This is a genomic window from Micromonospora sp. Utrum1 (genome assembly GCF_057197805.1).
This window is the reverse complement of the sequence record NZ_CM170071.1, coordinates 4,492,670-4,510,904: the sequence shown is the minus strand read 5'-3', so window position 1 is coordinate 4,510,904 and position 18,235 is coordinate 4,492,670. Positions and strand designations below refer to the sequence as shown.

Below are 18,235 nucleotides of genomic sequence, written 5' to 3'. Positions count from 1 at the left end.
GCATAGGGTGCCGGTGAACGGCCTCAGCGTTCCTCCGGGAAGGAGCGACCCGTGATCCGTCACCACCGCCGCCACTGTCCCCTCGGTCTTGCCCTCCTGCTCGTCGCCGTCACCGCCCTGGCCGTGCCCGCGCCGGCCACCGCGGCCGGCCTGCCCTACCAGGACCCGACGCTGCCCGTCGCCACCCGCGTCGCCGACCTGCTCGCCCGGATGACCCTGGACGAGAAGCTCGGCCAGATGACGCAGGCCGAGCGGGGCTCGGTCACCGCGAGCGACCTCACCACCTACCGGCTCGGCTCGGTCCTCTCCGGCGGCGGCTCCGCGCCCACGCCGAACACCGCCGCGTCCTGGGCCGACATGTACGACGGCTTCCAGCGCGCGGCTCTCGCCACCCCGCTCGGCATCCCGATGATCTACGGCGTCGACGCCGTGCACGGGCACAACAACGTGTACGGCGCGACGATCTTCCCGCACAACATCGGCCTCGGCGCGACCCGCGACCCGGCGCTGGTGCAGCAGATCGGCCAGGCCGTCGCCGAGGAGATCACCGGCACCGGGGTGGACTGGAACTTCGCGCCCTGCCTCTGCGTCGCCCGCAACGACCGGTGGGGCCGCACCTACGAATCGTTCGGCGAGACTCCGGACCTGCCGTCGAACCTGTCCACTCTGATCACCGGCCTGCAGGGCAGCACCCTCGGCGGACCCACCTCGGTGCTCGCCACCGCCAAGCACTACATCGGCGACGGCGGCACCACCGGCGGCGACGACCAGGGAAACACCCAGCTCAGCGAGGCCGAACTGCGGGCCGTCCACCTGCCCCCGTTCCAGGCGGCCGTGCAGCGCGGGGTCGGCTCGGTGATGATCTCCTACAGCAGCTGGAACGGCGTGAAGCTGCACGGCCACCAGTACCTGATCACCACGGTCCTCAAGGGAGAGCTGGGCTTCTCTGGGTTCGTCGTCTCCGACTGGAACGGCATCGACCAGATCGACGGCGCCGCCGGCTTCACCGCGGCCGAGGTCAGCACGGCGATCAACGCCGGCATCGACATGGTGATGGTCCCCACGGCGTGGAAGACCTTCCTCAGCACGCTGCGCGCCGAGGTGCAGAACGGCCACGTGCCGATGAGCCGGATCGACGACGCCAACCGGCGCATCCTCACCAAGAAGTTCGAGCTGGGCCTCTTCGAGCGGCCGTACACCGACCGGAGCTGGACCCCGACGGTGGGCAACGCCGCGCACCGGGCCCTGGCCCGGCAGGCCGTCCGCCAGTCACAGGTGCTGCTGAAGAACAACGCCGGCGTCCTGCCGTTGGCCCGGGACAACAACAAGATCTTCGTGGCCGGCAAGAGCGCCGACAACATCGGCAACGCGAGCGGCGGCTGGACGATCTCTTGGCAGGGCTCGTCGGGCGCGATCACCCCCGGCACCACGATCCTGCAGGGCATCCGGGCCGCGGTGGGTCCGACCACGACGGTCACCTACAACCAGCGCGGCACCGGCATCGACGGCACCTACCGGGCCGCGATCGCCGTGGTCGGCGAGACACCGTACGCCGAGGGCCAGGGCGACCGCACCGGCAGCATGAGCCTGGACCGGGACGACCTGCGGACCATCGCGACGCTGCGGAACGCGGGCGTGCCGGTGATCGTGGTGCTGGTCTCCGGCCGGCCGATGGACATCTCGGCCGAGCTGCCCCGATGGGACGCGCTGCTGGCCGCCTGGCTCCCCGGCACCGAGGGCGGCGGCGTGGCCGACGTCCTCTTCGGGGGGTACGCGCCGACCGGAAAACTGCCCATGACCTGGATGAACTCGGTCAGTCAGCAGCCCATCAACGCCGGCGACGGGCAGGTCCCGCTCTTCCCGCAGGGCTACGGCCTGACCTACTGAGCCGCGACTCATAAGGCACTTTCGGACGGTGCGCAACTCGGACGGAGGGGCCTTCGCTCGGGCGGGTGAAGAACTTCACAAGAGGTGGGCGATGGGCGGAAACCCTTCCTAACGTCGTATCCGTTCGCGATCGCGGACACCACGGGCCGGTAACGCCTAATCCCGCCGCCGGCCCGGCGGTACCTGGACCTCGGGCGGGAGCGGGGGACCCACACGTTCCTCGGTGCACGACACCTCGGGGTGAAGCCGCCTCCGGCGGCCGGGCTCCTCGGCCCGAACCCGACAGCTCACCTCGTCGGCGTGGAGGAAACCCACATGGCAACTGAATACGTCGCCCGTCATCGACGGACCGCTCAACGGCGCACCGCCGTCGGCGCACTCGTCGTCGGCGCCGCCACCGGCGCGGCCGCCCTGCTCGGCCCGGCCGCTCCGGCCAGCGCCGCCGGCGTGAACTGGGACGCCGTCGCACAGTGCGAGTCCGGCGGCAACTGGCACATCAACACCGGCAACGGCTACTACGGCGGGCTCCAGTTCTCCCGCAGCACCTGGAACGGCTACGGCGGCCAGAAGTACGCCAGCCGGGCCGACCTGGCCAGCCGCAGCGAGCAGATCGCCATCGCCGAGAAGGTCCTCGACGGGCAGGGCATCGGCGCCTGGCCGGTCTGCGGCAAGAAGGGCGGCTCCACCAAGAAGTACGCCAGCAAGGACTCGGGCTCGACGAGGTCCACGAAGAAGGCCACCACGGAGCGGTCGTCGCGCGGCGACCGGCCGGCCACCCGCAGCGAGCGGCGCAGCGCGCCCAGCACCGGCGGCGCCGGCAGCTACCTGGTCCAGCCCGGGGACACCCTCTCCGAGATCGCCGACGCGAAGAACGTCGCCGGCGGTTGGCACGCTCTCTACGAGCGCAACAAGGGCGTGGTCGGCGGCGACCCCGGCCTGATCTTCCCGGGCCAGCGGCTGCGCCTGCGCTGAGACCCCACCGCACCACGAACGCCCGGCCGGGGTTCCCGGCCGGGCGTTCGGTTGCGTCGGGGCCGGTTGCTATCGTCACGATGCTCGGAAAGACGTGAAGAAAGCGCGGATATGACCAACGACCCGTTCTCCGCGGCCGCGAGCCTCGACGAGCTGCTGACCAGGACGCAACAGGCGCTGTCCGCGATGCGGTCCCGGGCCGCCGAGCACACCGACGGCGCGCCGGCCGAGCTGCTCCGGGCCGAGGGCGCCGCGGCCGGCGGCCGGGTCCGTGCCGTCGCCGTCCAGGGTGGCCGGCTGGAGTCCGTCACCGTCGACCCGGGGTTGGCCGGCGAGCCCGTGGAGACCCTCTGCGGGCATGTGGTGGCGGCCGTGAACGCCGCCCTCACCGAGCTGGACGCCCGGGTCAGCGCCTCGGCCCGGGCCGACGTGGACGCCCTCGCCGCGCGGCTCGGCGGCCTGCCGGAGCAGTCCGCCCGGGACATGGAGCGGTTCAGCCGGGCGATGGAGGGCGTCGCGGCCCGGATCCGCCGCGACGGCGCCGGTTCCCGCCCGGCCTGACGCCGCGCGGATCCGCAGTTCCCGGACCCGCTCCCAGCTACGGCGGAGACGACGAAGCGGCCGGCCGTCGGGAGGACGACGGCCGGCCGCTCCGGTGTGGTCAGCTCAGCGTGACCGCGGTGTCGTCGACGACGAAGGAGGTCTGCAGGGAGCTGTCCTCCACGCCGGTGAACGAGATGGTGGCGGTGGTGCCGGCCAGCGACGAGATGTCGAAGGACCGCTGCACGTAGCCGGTGGCCTTGTTGAGGTTGGAGTAGGTGGCCAGGGTGGTGCTGCCCGCCTTCACGGTCAGCTTGTCGTAGGCGGTGGTCGTGGTCGACTCCGCGCTGTCGATGTGCAGCCAGAAGCTCAACGTCGCCCGGCAGCCGGCCGGGATGGACACCGACTGGCTGAGGGTGTCGGTGTGCGTCGTGCCGTAGCCGTCGAGCCACGCCTTGTACGAGCCGCCGTGGGCCGCCTGGGCGGTGTCGTTCGTGATGACGCCCGCGCTGGCGGTCCAGCTCACGTTGCCGGACTCGAAGCCGGGGTTGGCCAGCTTCTGGCCGGTGCAGCTGCCCGACGGCGGGGTGGTCGTGGCGGTCGGCGTCGGGGTGCTGCCCGTGCAGGTCGCCTCACCGGTCTGCGCCGGCACGCTGATCGCGTTCCAGGCGGCCTTGACCGCGTTGAACTCGGTGCAGCTGGTCGGGTAGAGGTTCTTCGCCGCCTGCAGCGTCCAGACGCGGTACTTCAGGTACGAGGAGGACGAGGTCTTCAGCAGCATCGCGTTGTACATGATCTTCATGGCCTTCTGGATGCCCAGGCCGGTCACGCTGCTGCCGTTGCAGGTGGAGCTGGCGGGCTGGCCGTTGGTCGGGCTGCTGCCGTTGGCCAGCAGGTAGAACCAGTGGTTGCCCGGGCCCGCCGCGGCGTGCACCTCGGTGCTCGGGATGCTGCTGGAGTAGCAGTTCGGGTCGCCCAGCGCCGACGGGTTGTACATGTTGCGGATCGGGCCGCTGCCCACCAGGTTGACCTTCTCGCCGACCAGGAAGTCGGGAGCGTCGTAGCTGGACGGCTCGTTGGCGAACCACTCGGTGGCCGCGCCGAAGGTGTCGGCCACGAACTCCTGGGTGCCGGCGCCGGAGATGCCGCCCGGGGTGTGGTCGTCGATGCCGTGGCCGATCTCGTGGGCCACCACGTCGAGCGAGCCGATCCACTGGCCCGAGGTGTTCTTGCCGATCTGGACCTGGGTGCCGTCGTAGTAGGCGTTCTGGTCGTTCAGGCCCACCCGGATCGGCCAGTAGCCGCCGTTGCCGTCGGCGCCGTTGCGGCCCAGCCACTGGGCGAGCATCTTGTGCTCGGTCTGCGCGGCGAACAGCGCGTCGACGCAGCCGGTCTCCTTGTTGGTGGCGGTGCCGTTGCCCCAGACGTCGTCGGAGCCGCTGAACGTCGTGTTGGTCGCGGCGTCCTGGCAGCTCAGGTTGGTGACGGTCGGGTCCTTCATGGAGTACGTGCCGCCCGACTGCGTGGTGTTCAGGGTCAGCGGGCTGGGGCCGTTCCAGGCGCCGGTGCCGGTGCCGTGCACGACGTGCTCCTGCGTCCGCAGCACCTTGCCGGTGCGGGCGTCGACGTCGACGGTGAGCCGGCTCGGGCCCTCGGCGTCGGTGCCGCGCACGGTGGTCTCCCAGGCCAGCGCCGGCTCGGCGCCGAGGGTATAGACGACCAGGTTGGTGCCCTCGACGGTGCTGACCGTCTTGAGCTGGGCGCGCGCGGTCTTCGCCGCGGCGGCCGAGGTCAGCTTCGGCGTGGTGGCGAGGCTGCCGATGGCCTGCTGCTGCGCGACGGAGGCGTACTTCAGGTTGCCGGCCGTGTCGGTGGCCAGCACGAAGTCACCGCCGACCACGGGCAGGCCCTTGTAGGTGCGCTCGTAGGGCACGTACTGGGTGCCCTCCGAGGAGATGACCGGCTTCTGCACGAAAGCGTCGTCGGCGCTGGCGTGCAGGTAGGCGGGCCGGTCGGCGACCAGCGCGCGGGCCGAGTCGGCGGCGATCGCGCGGGCCTGGGCGGCGTCGGGGGCGGCGGGGCCGGGCGGCGCGGCCTGCACGGCCGCGGCCGTGCCGGCGGCGATCAGGCCGGCCGCCGCCGCGCCGGAGAGCGCGACGAGGCGAGGTGAGAGCTTCAACGGGGTTCGCTCCTGTTCCTAGGCGCGCCGCACGGAGCCCGGTGGGGACGGGCGGCGCGGTGAGGCGAGGCGGGGTGACGGTCGATCTCCGAGGCTGCCGGCGTGGCCCCGGTTCGACAGATCGACCGTCCCGAGCCGCCGGGGTCGGCGACTCGCTGGGGGCACAATCACACGGCCCAGGGCCGGGATCAATGGGTGACCCGGGCAACCGACGCCGCGCGGTCACCTCGCCGTCGCCCGAAATTCAGGAAGCCATGATCTTCAATAGCCCCTGATCAGGCCTAATGTTGTCCGCGGTGGACGACCGCGTGTCTGCTCTGCGTCGATTGCCGCTCTGCGCTCATGGCGCACATTGGCCCTCGTCGAGACGGTGACCTCCCGGCGCCTTCCCGGTCCGCCCGCCGGCGCCGATCGGCCTTCGGATGATCATCCGTTCGGCCCCCGCCGCCGGGCGATCGACGTGGTGCTTCCAGGGGGTGCCTGGGCGCCGGTAGGAATTCGCCGACCACTTTCGTCTACTCCGTAGAAAAGTAGTCGACGGACTGACGAAAGCTATGGACACGCTGAGAGGAAGTCAGTAGGGTCGCTGACTATCAATATGTTTCGTCGAGATGAACTACCGGCACGGTAGCTCTCGACGGTAGGCCCTCCGGGCGGCGCAACACGTCCGCGGACCCACGACCGGCCAGCCCCCTGGCCACCCCGGGTCGACGCCACCACGGCGGCCGAGCCTCACCGGCCGACCGATGCCCTTACCGACCAACCCATCAGCTCCGCAGTACCGCCGTGCCCGACGACCGTCGTCGGCCCGGTGGCGCTCCACCATCCACATCGGACGACCGTGGCCCGGGGCCACGGCCGGGGATCCCGTGCGGCCAGGGGAGGGGTCGCACGGACAACGCGGCACCTCAGCTCCGCCGATCGACCCACCGACGCACGCTGCTCCCGGACCGTGAAAGAGGAACCCATGAACGCACATCCACCGCGGAACCGGCGCTCCGCCGGCCGGCTCCGGAGACCGGTGGCCGCCCTCGCCGCACTGGCGCTGCTGCTGACCACCGGGCTCTCCTCGTCCCCGGCCAGCGCGCGGCCGACCGACCCGGAACGCTCCGCCCCGGCGGCCGCCGCGGCCCCGTTGCAGGCCCAGGTGCTGACCTGGACGGCCGGGGACAACTTCCTCGCCTACCGTTCGGCCCCCACCACGGCGGTCGCCGGACCGGCCACCCTCGTCTTCGAGAACAGCGCGGCCACCGGAAACACCACCGGCATGCAGCACACCCTGACCTTCGAGACGTCCGACCCCGCGTACAACAGCGATGTCGACGTGAACATCCTGGCCGATCCGACGGACGCCAACGGGGGGCGTTGGACGGTCGACGTGGTGCTCTCCCCGGGCACCTACCGCTACTTCTGCTCCATCCCGGGCCACGGCGGAATGACCGGCCTGCTGGTCGTCGACGGCGGCAGCTCGGACACCACGGCCCCGACGGTCACCGCGGCGGTGACCGGGGAGAAGGACGCCAACGGGGCGTACGTGGGCAGCGCGACGGTGACCTTGACCGCCGCCGACAGCGGCTCCGGCGTCGACCGGGTCGAGTACGCCCTGGACGGCGGCGCGTACGGCACCTACGCGGCGCCGGTGACGGTGAACCAGCCGGGGCAGCACACCCTGAGCTACCGGGCCACCGACAAGGCCGGGAACACCTCGTCGCCGCGGCAGGCGTCGTTCACCGTGGTCGAGCCGCCGCCGACGGACACCACTGCGCCGACCGTGACCGCCGCGGTGACCGGGCAGCGGGACACCAACGGGGCGTACGTGGGCAGCGCGACGGTGACCCTGACCGCCGCCGACACCGAGTCGGGCGTGGCGAAGGTCGAGTACGCCCTGGACGGCGGCGCCTACGCGGCCTACGGGGCGCCGGTGACGGTGAACCAGCCGGGGCAGCACACGGTGAGCTACCGGGCCACCGACAAGGCGGGCAACACCTCGCCGGCGCAGCAGGTGTCGTTCAGCGTGGTCGAGCCGGCCCCGGCCGACACCACGCCGCCGACCGTGACCGCCGCACTGACCGGGGAGAAGGACCCGAACGGGGCGTACGTGGGCGGCGCGACGGTCACCCTGACCGCCACCGACGCCGGCTCCGGCGTGGACCGGGTGGAGTACTCCCTCGACGGGCAGCCCTACGCCGGCTACACCACCCCGGTGGCGGTGAACCAGCCGGGGCAGCACACGGTGAGCTACCGGGCCACCGACAAGGCGGGCAACACCTCGTCGCCGCAGCAGGTGTCGTTCAGCGTGGTCGAGCCGACCCCGGCCGACACCACGGCGCCGACCGTGACCGCCGCGGTGACCGGCCAGCGGGACACCAACGGGGCGTACCTGGGTAGCGCCACGGTCACCGTCTGGGCCACCGACGCCGAGTCGGGCCTGGCGAAGGTCGAGTACGCCCTGGACGGCGGCGCCTACGCGGCCTACGGGGCGCCGGTGACGGTGAACCAGCCGGGGCAGCACACCCTGAGCTACCGGGCCACCGACAAGGCCGGCAACACCTCGCCGGCGCAGCAGGTGTCGTTCACCGTGGTCGAGCCGACCCCGGCCGACACCACCCCGCCCACCGTCACCGCCGCGGTGACCGGCCAGAAGGACGCCAACGGCGCCTACCTCGGCGCCGGCACGGTCACCCTCACCGCGACCGACAGCGGATCCGGCGTCGACCGGGTCGAGTACTCGCTCGACGGTCAGCCCTACGCGGCGTACTCCGCGCCGGTCACCGTCAACCAGGTCGGGCCGCACACGGTCAGCTACCGGGCCACCGACAAGGCCGGCAACACCTCGTCGCCGCAGTCGGTGTCGTTCACGGTGGTCGACCCGCCCGCGCCCGACACCACCCCGCCCACCGTCACGGCCGCCGTCACGGGGCAGCTGGACGACGCGGGAGCGTACCTGGGCAGTGCCACGGTCACCCTGACCGCCGCCGACAGCGGCTCCGGGGTGGACCGGGTCGAGTACTCCCTCGACGGCCAGCCGTACGCCCGCTACGCCGCGCCGGTCACCGTCGACCGGGCCGGGTCGCACACCGTGAGCTACCGGGCCACCGACAAGGCCGGCAACACCTCCGGCACCGCCTCGGTCAGCTTCACGGTGGTCGCCAGCGGGCCGCAGCCCGAGTGCGTCAAGGACACCCGGCCCACCGTCTGGCTCGGCACCGTCGACAGCGGCGTGCCCAACCGGGTGGTCCAGGGCGACTGCACCATCAACGCCGTCATCGACGACGAGCGGAGCTGGCCGAACCACGGCGAGTTCGTCTCCTACGTCACGGCGGTCGCCGAGCACCTGCACCACCTGGGCGTCATCTCCCACACCGAGCACGGCCGCCTGGTCAGCGCGGCCGCCCGCTCCGGCGTCGGCAAGCCGGCGGGCAAGGACGGCTACCAGCCGATCCTCGACTCCTCCGCCGCGTCCTTCGGCCGCTGGCAGCAGGTCGGCGCCGGCGGGTTCGCCCGCAACGCCGACGGCTCGATCACCAGCCGGCCGGTGCCCGGGCTGGGCATGCTCTGGTACCCGGTCAGCGCGTACGGCGACTTCTCGCTGAAGCTCCAGTGGCGCGACGACGCGCCGGGGGAGGGCCGGGCCAACAGCGGCGTCTTCGTCCGCTTCCCGGACGTCCGGAACCATCCGGCCGAGTCCCGGCCCGAGTGGGTGGCCATCAAGTACGGCCACGAGCTCCAGATCTTCGACCGGCCCGACGGTGACCGGTACAAGAGCGGCTCGGTGTACGGCTTCGACCGGGTCGACCTGGCCGGCGCCGGGGTCACCCCGAAGGGCACCTGGAACGACTACGAGATCCGCGTGGTCGGCCAGCACTACTCGGTGTTCCGCAACGGCGAGCTGATCAACGAGTACGCCAACGTCGCCGACGCCGTCTTCGACCCGCCCCGGGCGGACGACCCGGGCGGCGCCGGGCGGCAGCACGCCACCGGCTACCTCGGCCTCCAGAACCACGGGACCGGCGACATCGTCAGCTTCCGGAACGTGCGGATCGCCCCGCTGACCGCCTGCTGTTCGGGCGGCGCCGCGAACACCTGCTGCTGAGCGAGCGAAAGGGACACCACCATGGCAAGGAGAAGCATCGACCGCCGTACCCTGCTCCGGGGTCTGGTCGGCTCCACGGTCGCGGTCAGCGCCGCGAGCCTGGCCGGCGCGCTGCCGGCCGGGGCCGCCGAGGACGCCGCCGGCCGGCTCATTCCCCAGGGACACCTGGGCATCCAGCTCTACAGCGTCCGGGACAAGATCGCCCAGGTCGGCTTCGCCGCCGTCTTCGAGGAGCTGTCCCGGATCGGCTACCGGGAGGTGGAGTTCGCTGGCTACACCCAGGGGTCGGTCGGCGCCATCACCCCGCAACAGATCCGCCGGCTGCTCGACGACAACGGGCTGACGGCGGCCGGCAGCCACCGCGGGCTGAACGACTTCCGCACCAATCTGGAGTGGGAGCTGGAGGTCGCGGAGATCCTCGGCATGCCGGCGATCGGCACCGCCGAGGCACCCACCGGCGACCGGACCATCGCCGGCTACCAGCGGGCCGCCGCCGAGTTCAACGCGTGGGGCGCGGCGGCCGCCGCGCGCGGCCTCAAGCTCTACCAGCACAACCACACCATCGAGTTCAGCTTCGCGGTGGACCGCCCCGACGTGCGGCTCTACGACCTCTTCCTGGAGCTCACCGACCCCCGGTACGTCTACCTCGAGATGGACATCCTCTGGGCGTACGGCGGGGCGCGGAAGTACCCGGGCTTCCGCCCGGTCGACTACGTCAACGCCCACCCGGAGCGCTACCCCCTGTTCCACGTCAAGGACGGCGTCCCGCTGCCCGACCCCCAGCAGGGCAACTCCTACGCCGACGTGGAGTTCGGGGCGGGCGTCATTCCGTTCGCCGACTTCTTCGGCGAGCTGACCGGCCGGGGCCGCTTCGAGTTCCTCTGGGAGCAGGACTCCGCGCCGGGCACGCAGCCGGACCCGCCGGGGTCGCTGGGCGCCGCCGAGCGCAGCTACCAGCGCATGGTCGACCTGCGGGGTGCCCGATGAGCGCCTGGCGGCTGGCCGAGGAGGAGTCCGAGCCCCGGCAGCCCCGGACCGCGCGTCCCCGGACCGGTGGCCGACGGATGCTGGTCGTCGCGGTGGTGGTGCTGCTCACCCTGGTCGGCGCCGGCGGGCTGGCCGCCGCCCGCACCGGGATGTTCGCCGAGCGGCCGGACGGCTGCGTCAAGCCCGACCGGACGATCCAGCTCTACGCCGTGGAGCTGCCCAAGGACGGCACCCAGATCCGGCTCGGCTACGGCCTCACCCCGCAGACGGCCTCCTACCCGGGCCCGCTCATGGAGATGATGGAGGGCGAGTGCCTCGCCATCACCCTGCACAACCAGGTGCCCGAGGCCACCCTGGCGGCGCTGCGGACCAACCCGGAGCACCCGTTGGGCGTCTCGCTGCACGTGCACGGGGTCAAGTACACCCAGGACTCCGACGGCACGGTGCAGAGCGGCTCGTACGTCCCGTCGGGCGGCTCGCGCACCTACACCTGGTACGCCCAGCCGCGCAACAACAGGACCGGGTCGCCGGGCACCGCCGGCTACTGGTGGTACCACGACCACGTGGTGGGCGGGCCGCACGGCACCCAGGGGCTCTCCGCCGGCCTCTTCGGCGGCCTGGTGGTCCGCCGGCCCGGCGACCCGAAGCCGGACCGGACCTACACGGTGGCCTTCGGTGACCGGCAGAGCATCAACCTGCGCCGGGGCGAGGCCACCGACACCTGCACCGAGGTCAACCCGCAGCCCGGGCCGACCTGCCTGGTCGCCCGCAAGGGGGAGCGGGTGGAGTTCGTGGTGGTCGGCATCGGCAACGACATGCACACCTTCCACCTGCACGGGCACTCCTGGGCGGACACCCGGACCGGGACGGTGCCCAACGGCCAGCCGTTCGCCGACTCGGTGCCGGTGATCGACAACAAGACGCTCGGCCCGGGTGACTCGTTCGGCGCCCAGGTGGTGGCCGGCGACTCGGTCGGGCCGGGCCACTGGATGCTGCACTGCCACATGCAGTTCCACTCCGACGCCGGGATGTCCACCATGCTGCACGTCCTGGACGAGAACGGGAACATGCCGCCCGGCATGGACCACGAGCACGGCGTCGCCGGGGCCACCTCGGCGACCGCCGCCGACGGCGGCGCGCACCAGCACGACTGACGGGTCCGCGGCTGCCGGCCCTCAGCGCCGAGGACCGGCAGCCACCGGACGACCTCCACCTCCGAAACCGCCGCACCGGCCACCCGCCACGGGTGGCGCCGGTGGACGCGTACGCCTTTCCTCCGGTGACCGCCTCACGTCACCGGCGGAATCGACGAACCCGGAAACCTCACAACAGGAGGAGTCGAGATGGCCGACAGACGCCATTTCCGGTTCTCCCGATGGGTCGGCCTCGACGCCGGCCCGACGGGAGCCACCACCACACCGCCCCCACCGACCGCCCCGCGTCGCCCCGGCGCCCGTCGCCGGCTCGGCGCCCTGGCGTCGAGCGCCGCCCTGGCGCTCGGCGTGCTCGCCCTGCCGGGCCAGACCCTCACCCCGACCCCCGCGGCGGCCGCCGAGGCCGCGCCGGCGGTCAAGGTGCTGGTCTTCCACGGCCCCGTGGACAAGCAGGACGACCCGGTCACCAAGGCCACCGCCACCATCCGCGAGATGGGCGAGCAGCAGGGCTTCACCGTGGACGACTCCGCCGACCCGGCGGTGTTCAGCTTCGGGAACCTGGCTCGCTACAGGGCGGTGGTGTTCCTCTCCGCCAACGGCGTCACCCTCACCGACGCGCAGGAGGCGGCCTTCCAGGCGTACGTGAAGAACGGCGGCGGCTTCGTCGGCGTGCACGACGCCGCCCGGGCCCAGCCGGACTCGTCCTGGTTCACCGGCCTGATCGGCACCCGGCCGGCCGCCGGGCTGCCGAACGCCGAGAAGCCGGTCTCGGCCACCGCGAGCGCGGAGAACCCGCCGAACGAGACCGCCGCGAAGGCGATCGACGGCTCGACCGGCACCAAGTGGCTGACCTTCTCGCCGACCGGCTGGCTGGCGGCGAAGCTGGCCAAGCCGGTGGTGGTCAGCCGCTACGCGCTGACCTCGGCCAACGACTTCCCCGGCCGGGACCCCAAGAACTGGACCCTGCAGGGCTCCCAGGACGGCACCACCTGGACCGACCTGGACACCCGCAGCAACGAGACCTTCCCGCAGCGGTTCCAGACCAGGCAGTTCAGCTTCACCAACACCACCGCCTACCAGCACTACCGGCTCAACGTCACGGCGAACAGCGGGGAGCCGCTGATCCAGCTCGCCGAGCTGTGGCTGATCGGCCCGGACGCGGGACCGCCGCCGGAGACCACGGTGCAGCAGGCGAAGGTCGACCTCACCGACCGGCAGCACCCGGCCAACAAGGGCCTGCCGCTCACCTGGACCCGCGCCGACCAGTGGATCAACTGGGACCCGAGCCCGACCGGCCGGGTGCACACCGTCGCGCAGGTCGAGGAGGGCACCTACAACGCCGGCCTGAGCGGCAACGGCGCCTTCCACCCGATCTCGTGGTGCCAGGACTACGACGGCGGCCGGTCCTTCTACACCGGGATGGGACGCACCGAGGCGAGCTGGACCAGCGACAAGCAGTTCCAGGGGCACCTGGCCGGCGCCATCAAGTGGTCGGCCGGCCTGGTCCGCGGTGACTGCCAGGCCACCATCGCCGCGAACTACCGCGTCGACCGGCTCACCGCCGCCAACCAGCCCGGCCAGCTCGACCAGATCGGTGAGCCGCACGGCCTGACCGTCGCCCCCGACGGCGGGGTGTTCTACATCGGCAAGGCGGCCTGCCCGAGCGGCCCGGTGGCGAGCTGGGACGACCCCAAGGTCGGCCTCGGCTGCGGCACCATCCACCGGTGGGACCCGAAGACGAAGCAGCCCAAGCTGCTCACCACCCTCGCGGTGATGGGCAACCGGGGCAGCGGCAGCGAACTGGTGAAGAACGAGGAGGGCCTGGTCGGCATCACCCTCGACCCGAAGTTCGCCGAGAACGGCTGGGTCTACGTCTACTGGATGCCGCACGAGTCCATCGACCGGGACCGGCGGATCGGCCAGCGGACCGTCTCCCGGTTCACCTACGACGCCGCGAAGCAGGCCATCGACCAGGGCACCCGCAAGGACCTGCTGCACTGGGACACCCAGATCCACAGCTGCTGCCACGCCGGCGGCGGGATGACGTTCGACGAGAGCGGCAACCTGTACATCGGCTCCGGTGACAGCAACTCCTCCGGCGGCTCCAACGGCTACTCCGGCAACAACTGGACGCAGGAGTTCAAGGGCACCTCGTTCCAGGACGCCCGGCGTACCGCCGGCAACACCAACGACCTCAACGGGAAGATCCTGCGCATCCACCCGGAGGCCGACGGCACCTACACCATCCCGGCCGGGAACCTGTTCACCGGCAAGGAGGAGGGCGGCGGCAAGGCCCGCCCGGAGATCTACGTGATGGGCGTGCGCAACATCGCCCGGATCGCCTGGGACTCGGTCCACCACTGGCTGACCGCGGCCTGGGTCGGCCCGGACGCCGGCGCCCCGGACCCTGAGCTGGGCCCGGCCAAGTACGAGACCGCCACCATCATCACCTCGGCCGGCAACCAGGGCTGGCCGTACTGCATGGGCAACCGGCAGCCGTACCGTGACCGCAGCAGCACCGACGCGACCGTGCTGACTGGCTGGTACGACTGCGACAACCTGAAGAACACCTCGCCGCGCAACACCGGCCTGGTGAACCTCCCGCCGGCCCGGGACAACATGATCTGGTACTCGCCGCAGGGCGGTGGCCCGGTCTACCCGAAGCGGACCGACGGCAGCGGGCTGCCCACGTACCAGCTCGGTCAGGAGACCTTCACCCAGCCGTACCTCAAGGGCGGCGGGCAGGCGATCATGGACGGCCCGACCTACCAGCGCGAGAAGGTCGACACCGCAAGCGGGGTGGCCTGGCCGGCGTACTGGGACGACAAGTGGTTCATCGGCGACCAGTCCAACGCCAACAACCGGGTGGCCGTCACCGTCGACCCGGCCACGGTCGACGAGCACGCCCCGCCCGCGTTCGCCGAGGACCTGCGCCAGATCATCCGCGGCGGCTCCGGCGGCAACCAGCTCCAGTCCTGGATGGACGCCAAGTTCGGCCCGGACGGCGCGCTCTACATGCTGGACTACGCGGGTGGCTTCTTCAGCCTGCACAGCAACCAGAAGCTGATCCGGATCGCCTACACCGGTGGCGAGGCGACCCCGCGGGCGAGCGACGCCTCCTGGCGGGCCGTCACGTCGAGCCGGCCGAAGACCGTCACGTTCTCGGCGGCCCGGGTCGGTGGCGTGGCGTGGGAGTGGAACTTCGGTGACGGCAGCGCGCCGTCGCACGAGGCGAACCCCACGCACACCTACGCCGACTACGGCACCTACGAGGCCACCCTGAAGGTGACGTACGCCGACGGCCAGGTCTCCACCGCGAAGATCACCGTCACGGCCGGCTGCGCCGCGCCGGACAGCCGGGCGACCGTGCGGATGCTGGACACCGACACCGGAGTGACCAACCACCAGGTCGGCGGCGGCTGCACCGTCAACGACCTGATCGACGACGAGCGGAGCTGGACCAACCACGGCCAGTTCGTCAGCCACGTGTCCGACGTGGTGAACGACCTGCGCGCCGACGGCGTGCTGGACAACCGGGAGGCGACGAAGCTGAACACCGCCGCCGCCCAGTCGCCGATCGGCAAGGTCGCCGGCTACCGGTCGCTCTTCGACGGCACCGCGGCGTCCCTCGCCGACTGGCGGCAGGCGCCCGGAGGGTCGTTCAACCTGCAGCCGGACGGGACCATCCGCAGCTCGGGTGGGCTCGGCATGCTGTGGTACGCCAAGGACGAGTTCGCGGACTTCTCGCTGCGGCTGAAGTTCCGCGACGTCTCCGCCGGCACCACGTACGCCAACAGCGGGGTCTTCGCCCGGTTCCCGGATCCGCGGATCCCGCTGGACGAGCGACCTGCCGGCAGCTGCGGCACGGTCGGCTCGGCCCGGTCGTCCCAGGCCTGGGTGGCGATCTACTGCGGTCACGAGATCCAGATCTACGACGGGCCCACCGGCGAGCCGCAGAAGACCGGGTCGATCTACAACTTCGACTCGCAAGGGCTCGACAAGGCCGGGGCGACCCCGAAGGGGACCTGGAACGACTACGAGGTCCGGGTGGTCGGCCAGCACTACACGATCATCCGGAACGGCGTGGTGATCAACGAGTTCGACAACACGCCCGGGAAGGCGTCGTCCCGGGCCGGTGACCCGCCGACCGACCTGCGGCAGTTCCTCAGCGGGTTCGTCGGGTTGCAGAACCACAGCACGAACGACCTGATCGAGTTCCGCGACGTACGGGTACGCGACCTGTAGTCGCACCGGCGGCGCCGGGCACGGGGTCGACCCCGTGCCCGGCGCTCGCGGGTCAGCCTCCGTCAATGACTCTGCGCGTCGCCCCGCGAACTGCGACAGGCGTAGGAGCCGGGGGCGGGCTTCTTCCACAGGTGTCCGAAGACCCGTACACCCGTCGATCCGTAGGTTCGGGGCGACCGTCGCGGCGGTGTGTCCCCTGTGTACGCCGCCGGTCGACGGCCGGCGCGGGAAGGAGAGCATGCGGATGCGAAGCGGAAGACATGCCTGGCGGGCCACGGTGGTGGCCCTGGCGGTCGCGGTCACCGGCCTGCCGGCGACCGGCGCCCTGGCCGGGCCGGGCGCGGACGACGGCGCCCGGCTGGTGGTCGAGGGCGGGGTCACCCAACCGGTGTTCGGTTACGCCGACGCGGTCCGGGAACGAATCTTCGTCACCTCGGACGTGGACACCGACGGCGACGGCGCCCGAGACATCGTCGCCATGGACATCATCCGGCCACGGGCCAGCGAGAACGGGCTCAAGGTGCCGGTGGTGATGGACGCCAGCCCGTACTACTCGACGGTGTGCCGGGGCAACGAGAGCGAGTGCAAGGCCGACCTCGACGGCGACGGCCTGAACGACACCTGGCCGCTGTTCTACGACAACTACTTCGTCCCGCGCGGCTACGCGATGGTGCTGCTCGACATGATCGGCACCAACAACTCGACCGGCTGCCCGGTCACCGGTGGGCGGGCCGACAACATCAGCGCGCCCACGGCGATCGACTGGCTCAACGGGCGCCGGCCGGGCTTCGACGCCGCCGGCCGGCAGGTCGTGGCGGACTGGCACAACGGCCGCACCGGCATGATCGGCAAGTCGTACGACGGGACCCTGGCGAACGCCGCCGCGGCCGACGGGGTGGCCGGGCTGACCACCATCGTGCCGATCTCGGCCATCTCCAGCTGGTACGACTACTCCCGCAGCAACGGCCTGGTCACCCGGGCGAACAACTACTCGGGCAGCCTGGCGAACACGGTCACCAACCCGGCCCGGCGCGCGTACTGCGCCCCGGTGCGGGCCGCCCTCGGGCAGGGCGGCGACGACGCCACCGGCGACTACAACGGCTTCTGGGCGGAGCGGGACTACGTGCCGCACGCCGACCGGGTCCGGGCCAGCGTCTTCGTGGTGCACGGCATCAACGACGACAACGTCCGCCCCGACCACTTCAGCAAGTGGTGGGCGGCGCTGGGCGAGCAGGGCGTGCCGCGCAAGCTCTGGCTCACCGGCGCCGGCCACGTCGACCCGTTTGACTTCCGCCGGGGCGCCTGGGTGGAGACCCTGCACCGCTGGTTCGACTACTGGCTCCAGGGCGTCGACAACGGCATCATGCGGGAGCCGGCCGTCGACATCGAGCGGGCGCCGGACGTCTGGGAGACCGCGCGCGCCTGGCCGCTGCTGGACGCCCGGCCGACCCAGGTGTTCCTCCGGGCGCCGGCGGCCGGGAACGTCGGCGGGCTCGCCGTCCGCTCCGGCCCCGGCAACGGGTCCGCGACCTTCCAGGACACCCCCACGATGACCGCGACCAACGCCATCCGCCACCCGTCGGACCCGGCCGCGAACACCGAGAACCGCCTGGTGTTCCTCTCCGCGCCGCTGACCGCCCCGCTGCACGTCTCGGGCACCCCGGTCGTGCGGATCAACGCCACCGTCGACGGCGAGGACACCAGCTTCGCCGGGCTCCTGGTCGACTACGGCACCCGCCCGCGGTTCAGCACCAGCGGCGACGGGATCCGGACGCTGACCGACGAGGACTGCTGGGGCGCGAGCGCCACCTGGGGCGGCTTCGCCGAGAACGCCTGCTACCGGAAGACCGAGAAGACCGTCGCGACCAACCCGCAGGAGCTGGTCACCAAGGGGATCATCGACGGCCTCAACCTCGACTCGCCGTCGGTGTCGACGCCGCTGGTGCCCGGCCGGAAGACCGCGGTCGACGTGAACCTGCTCCCCGAGGACTACGTCTTCGACGCCGGCCACCAGATCGGCGTGGTCCTGCTCGGCTCGTACTCCGGCTACAGCAGCCGGGCCAAGCAGAGCCGGGCGCACATCACCGTCCACTTCGACCGCAGCCGGATCACCCTGCCGGTGGTCGGCGGCCGGACGGCGGCGGAGGCCGCCGGCCTGTAGGAGACCCGGGGGCGGGA

The 18,235-nt window shown here is 71.9% G+C and carries 9 protein-coding genes and 1 riboswitch; of the genes, 8 read left to right on the top strand and 1 reads right to left on the bottom strand.

The genetic code is table 11. The features are described 5' to 3' along the window. The first annotated feature begins 51 nt into the window (after positions 1–51). From AC0OLQ_RS21195 to AC0OLQ_RS21185, 3 genes are all read left to right on the top strand, one after another. Complete coding sequence (locus AC0OLQ_RS21195; protein WP_484527680.1) at positions 52–1,887, top strand: glycoside hydrolase family 3 protein; 1,836 nt, start codon at positions 52–54, stop codon at positions 1,885–1,887. A gap of 143 nt (positions 1,888–2,030) precedes the next feature. After that, a riboswitch (cyclic di-AMP (ydaO/yuaA leader) is annotated at positions 2,031–2,203 on the top strand. Continuing rightward, positions 2,203–2,859: a transglycosylase family protein gene (locus tag AC0OLQ_RS21190; protein ID WP_484527679.1), complete on the top strand. Its 657-nt coding sequence runs from the start codon at positions 2,203–2,205 to the stop codon at positions 2,857–2,859. Its footprint overlaps the riboswitch before it by 1 nt. Before the next feature lie 111 nt (positions 2,860–2,970). Next, positions 2,971–3,420: a YbaB/EbfC family nucleoid-associated protein gene (locus AC0OLQ_RS21185; protein WP_484527678.1), complete on the top strand. Its 450-nt coding sequence runs from the start codon at positions 2,971–2,973 to the stop codon at positions 3,418–3,420. Positions 3,421–3,520: 100 nt separating this feature from the next. Here AC0OLQ_RS21185 and AC0OLQ_RS21180 read toward each other — a convergent pair whose 3' ends face one another. Next, positions 3,521–5,578, bottom strand: a complete 2,058-nt coding sequence (locus tag AC0OLQ_RS21180; RefSeq protein WP_484527677.1) for a M4 family metallopeptidase — start codon at positions 5,576–5,578, stop codon at positions 3,521–3,523. A gap of 967 nt (positions 5,579–6,545) precedes the next feature. Here AC0OLQ_RS21180 and AC0OLQ_RS21175 point away from each other — a divergent pair. From AC0OLQ_RS21175 to AC0OLQ_RS21155, 5 genes are all read left to right on the top strand, one after another. Beyond that, positions 6,546–9,671: an OmpL47-type beta-barrel domain-containing protein gene (locus AC0OLQ_RS21175; protein WP_484527676.1), complete on the top strand. Its 3,126-nt coding sequence runs from the start codon at positions 6,546–6,548 to the stop codon at positions 9,669–9,671. Positions 9,672–9,692: 21 nt separating this feature from the next. Beyond that, complete coding sequence (locus tag AC0OLQ_RS21170) at positions 9,693–10,658, top strand: sugar phosphate isomerase/epimerase family protein (RefSeq protein ID WP_484527675.1); 966 nt, start codon at positions 9,693–9,695, stop codon at positions 10,656–10,658. Next, positions 10,655–11,812 (top strand): multicopper oxidase domain-containing protein, encoded by a 1,158-nt coding sequence (locus tag AC0OLQ_RS21165; RefSeq protein WP_484527674.1) that lies wholly within the window; start codon positions 10,655–10,657, stop codon positions 11,810–11,812. Before AC0OLQ_RS21170 ends, AC0OLQ_RS21165 begins: the two co-directional genes overlap by 4 nt. Before the next feature lie 189 nt (positions 11,813–12,001). After that, positions 12,002–16,057 carry a ThuA domain-containing protein gene (locus tag AC0OLQ_RS21160; RefSeq protein WP_484527673.1) on the top strand — a complete coding sequence of 1,352 codons (4,056 nt, stop codon included), beginning with the start codon at positions 12,002–12,004 and terminating at the stop codon, positions 16,055–16,057. A gap of 244 nt (positions 16,058–16,301) precedes the next feature. Beyond that, a complete protein-coding gene (locus AC0OLQ_RS21155) occupies positions 16,302–18,218 on the top strand; it encodes a CocE/NonD family hydrolase (protein ID WP_484527672.1) in 1,917 nt (638 codons plus the stop codon). The last annotated feature ends 17 nt before the right edge of the window (positions 18,219–18,235 follow it).

Coding starts and splice junctions, on each gene's coding strand:
- AC0OLQ_RS21170 (WP_484527675.1), top strand. CDS start 9,693: ATGGCAAGGAGAAGCATCGACCGCCGTACCCTGCTCCGGGGTCTGGTC.
- AC0OLQ_RS21175 (WP_484527676.1), top strand. CDS start 6,546: ATGAACGCACATCCACCGCGGAACCGGCGCTCCGCCGGCCGGCTCCGG.
- AC0OLQ_RS21155 (WP_484527672.1), top strand. CDS start 16,302: ATGCGAAGCGGAAGACATGCCTGGCGGGCCACGGTGGTGGCCCTGGCG.
- AC0OLQ_RS21190 (WP_484527679.1), top strand. CDS start 2,203: ATGGCAACTGAATACGTCGCCCGTCATCGACGGACCGCTCAACGGCGC.
- AC0OLQ_RS21185 (WP_484527678.1), top strand. CDS start 2,971: ATGACCAACGACCCGTTCTCCGCGGCCGCGAGCCTCGACGAGCTGCTG.
- AC0OLQ_RS21165 (WP_484527674.1), top strand. CDS start 10,655: ATGAGCGCCTGGCGGCTGGCCGAGGAGGAGTCCGAGCCCCGGCAGCCC.
- AC0OLQ_RS21160 (WP_484527673.1), top strand. CDS start 12,002: ATGGCCGACAGACGCCATTTCCGGTTCTCCCGATGGGTCGGCCTCGAC.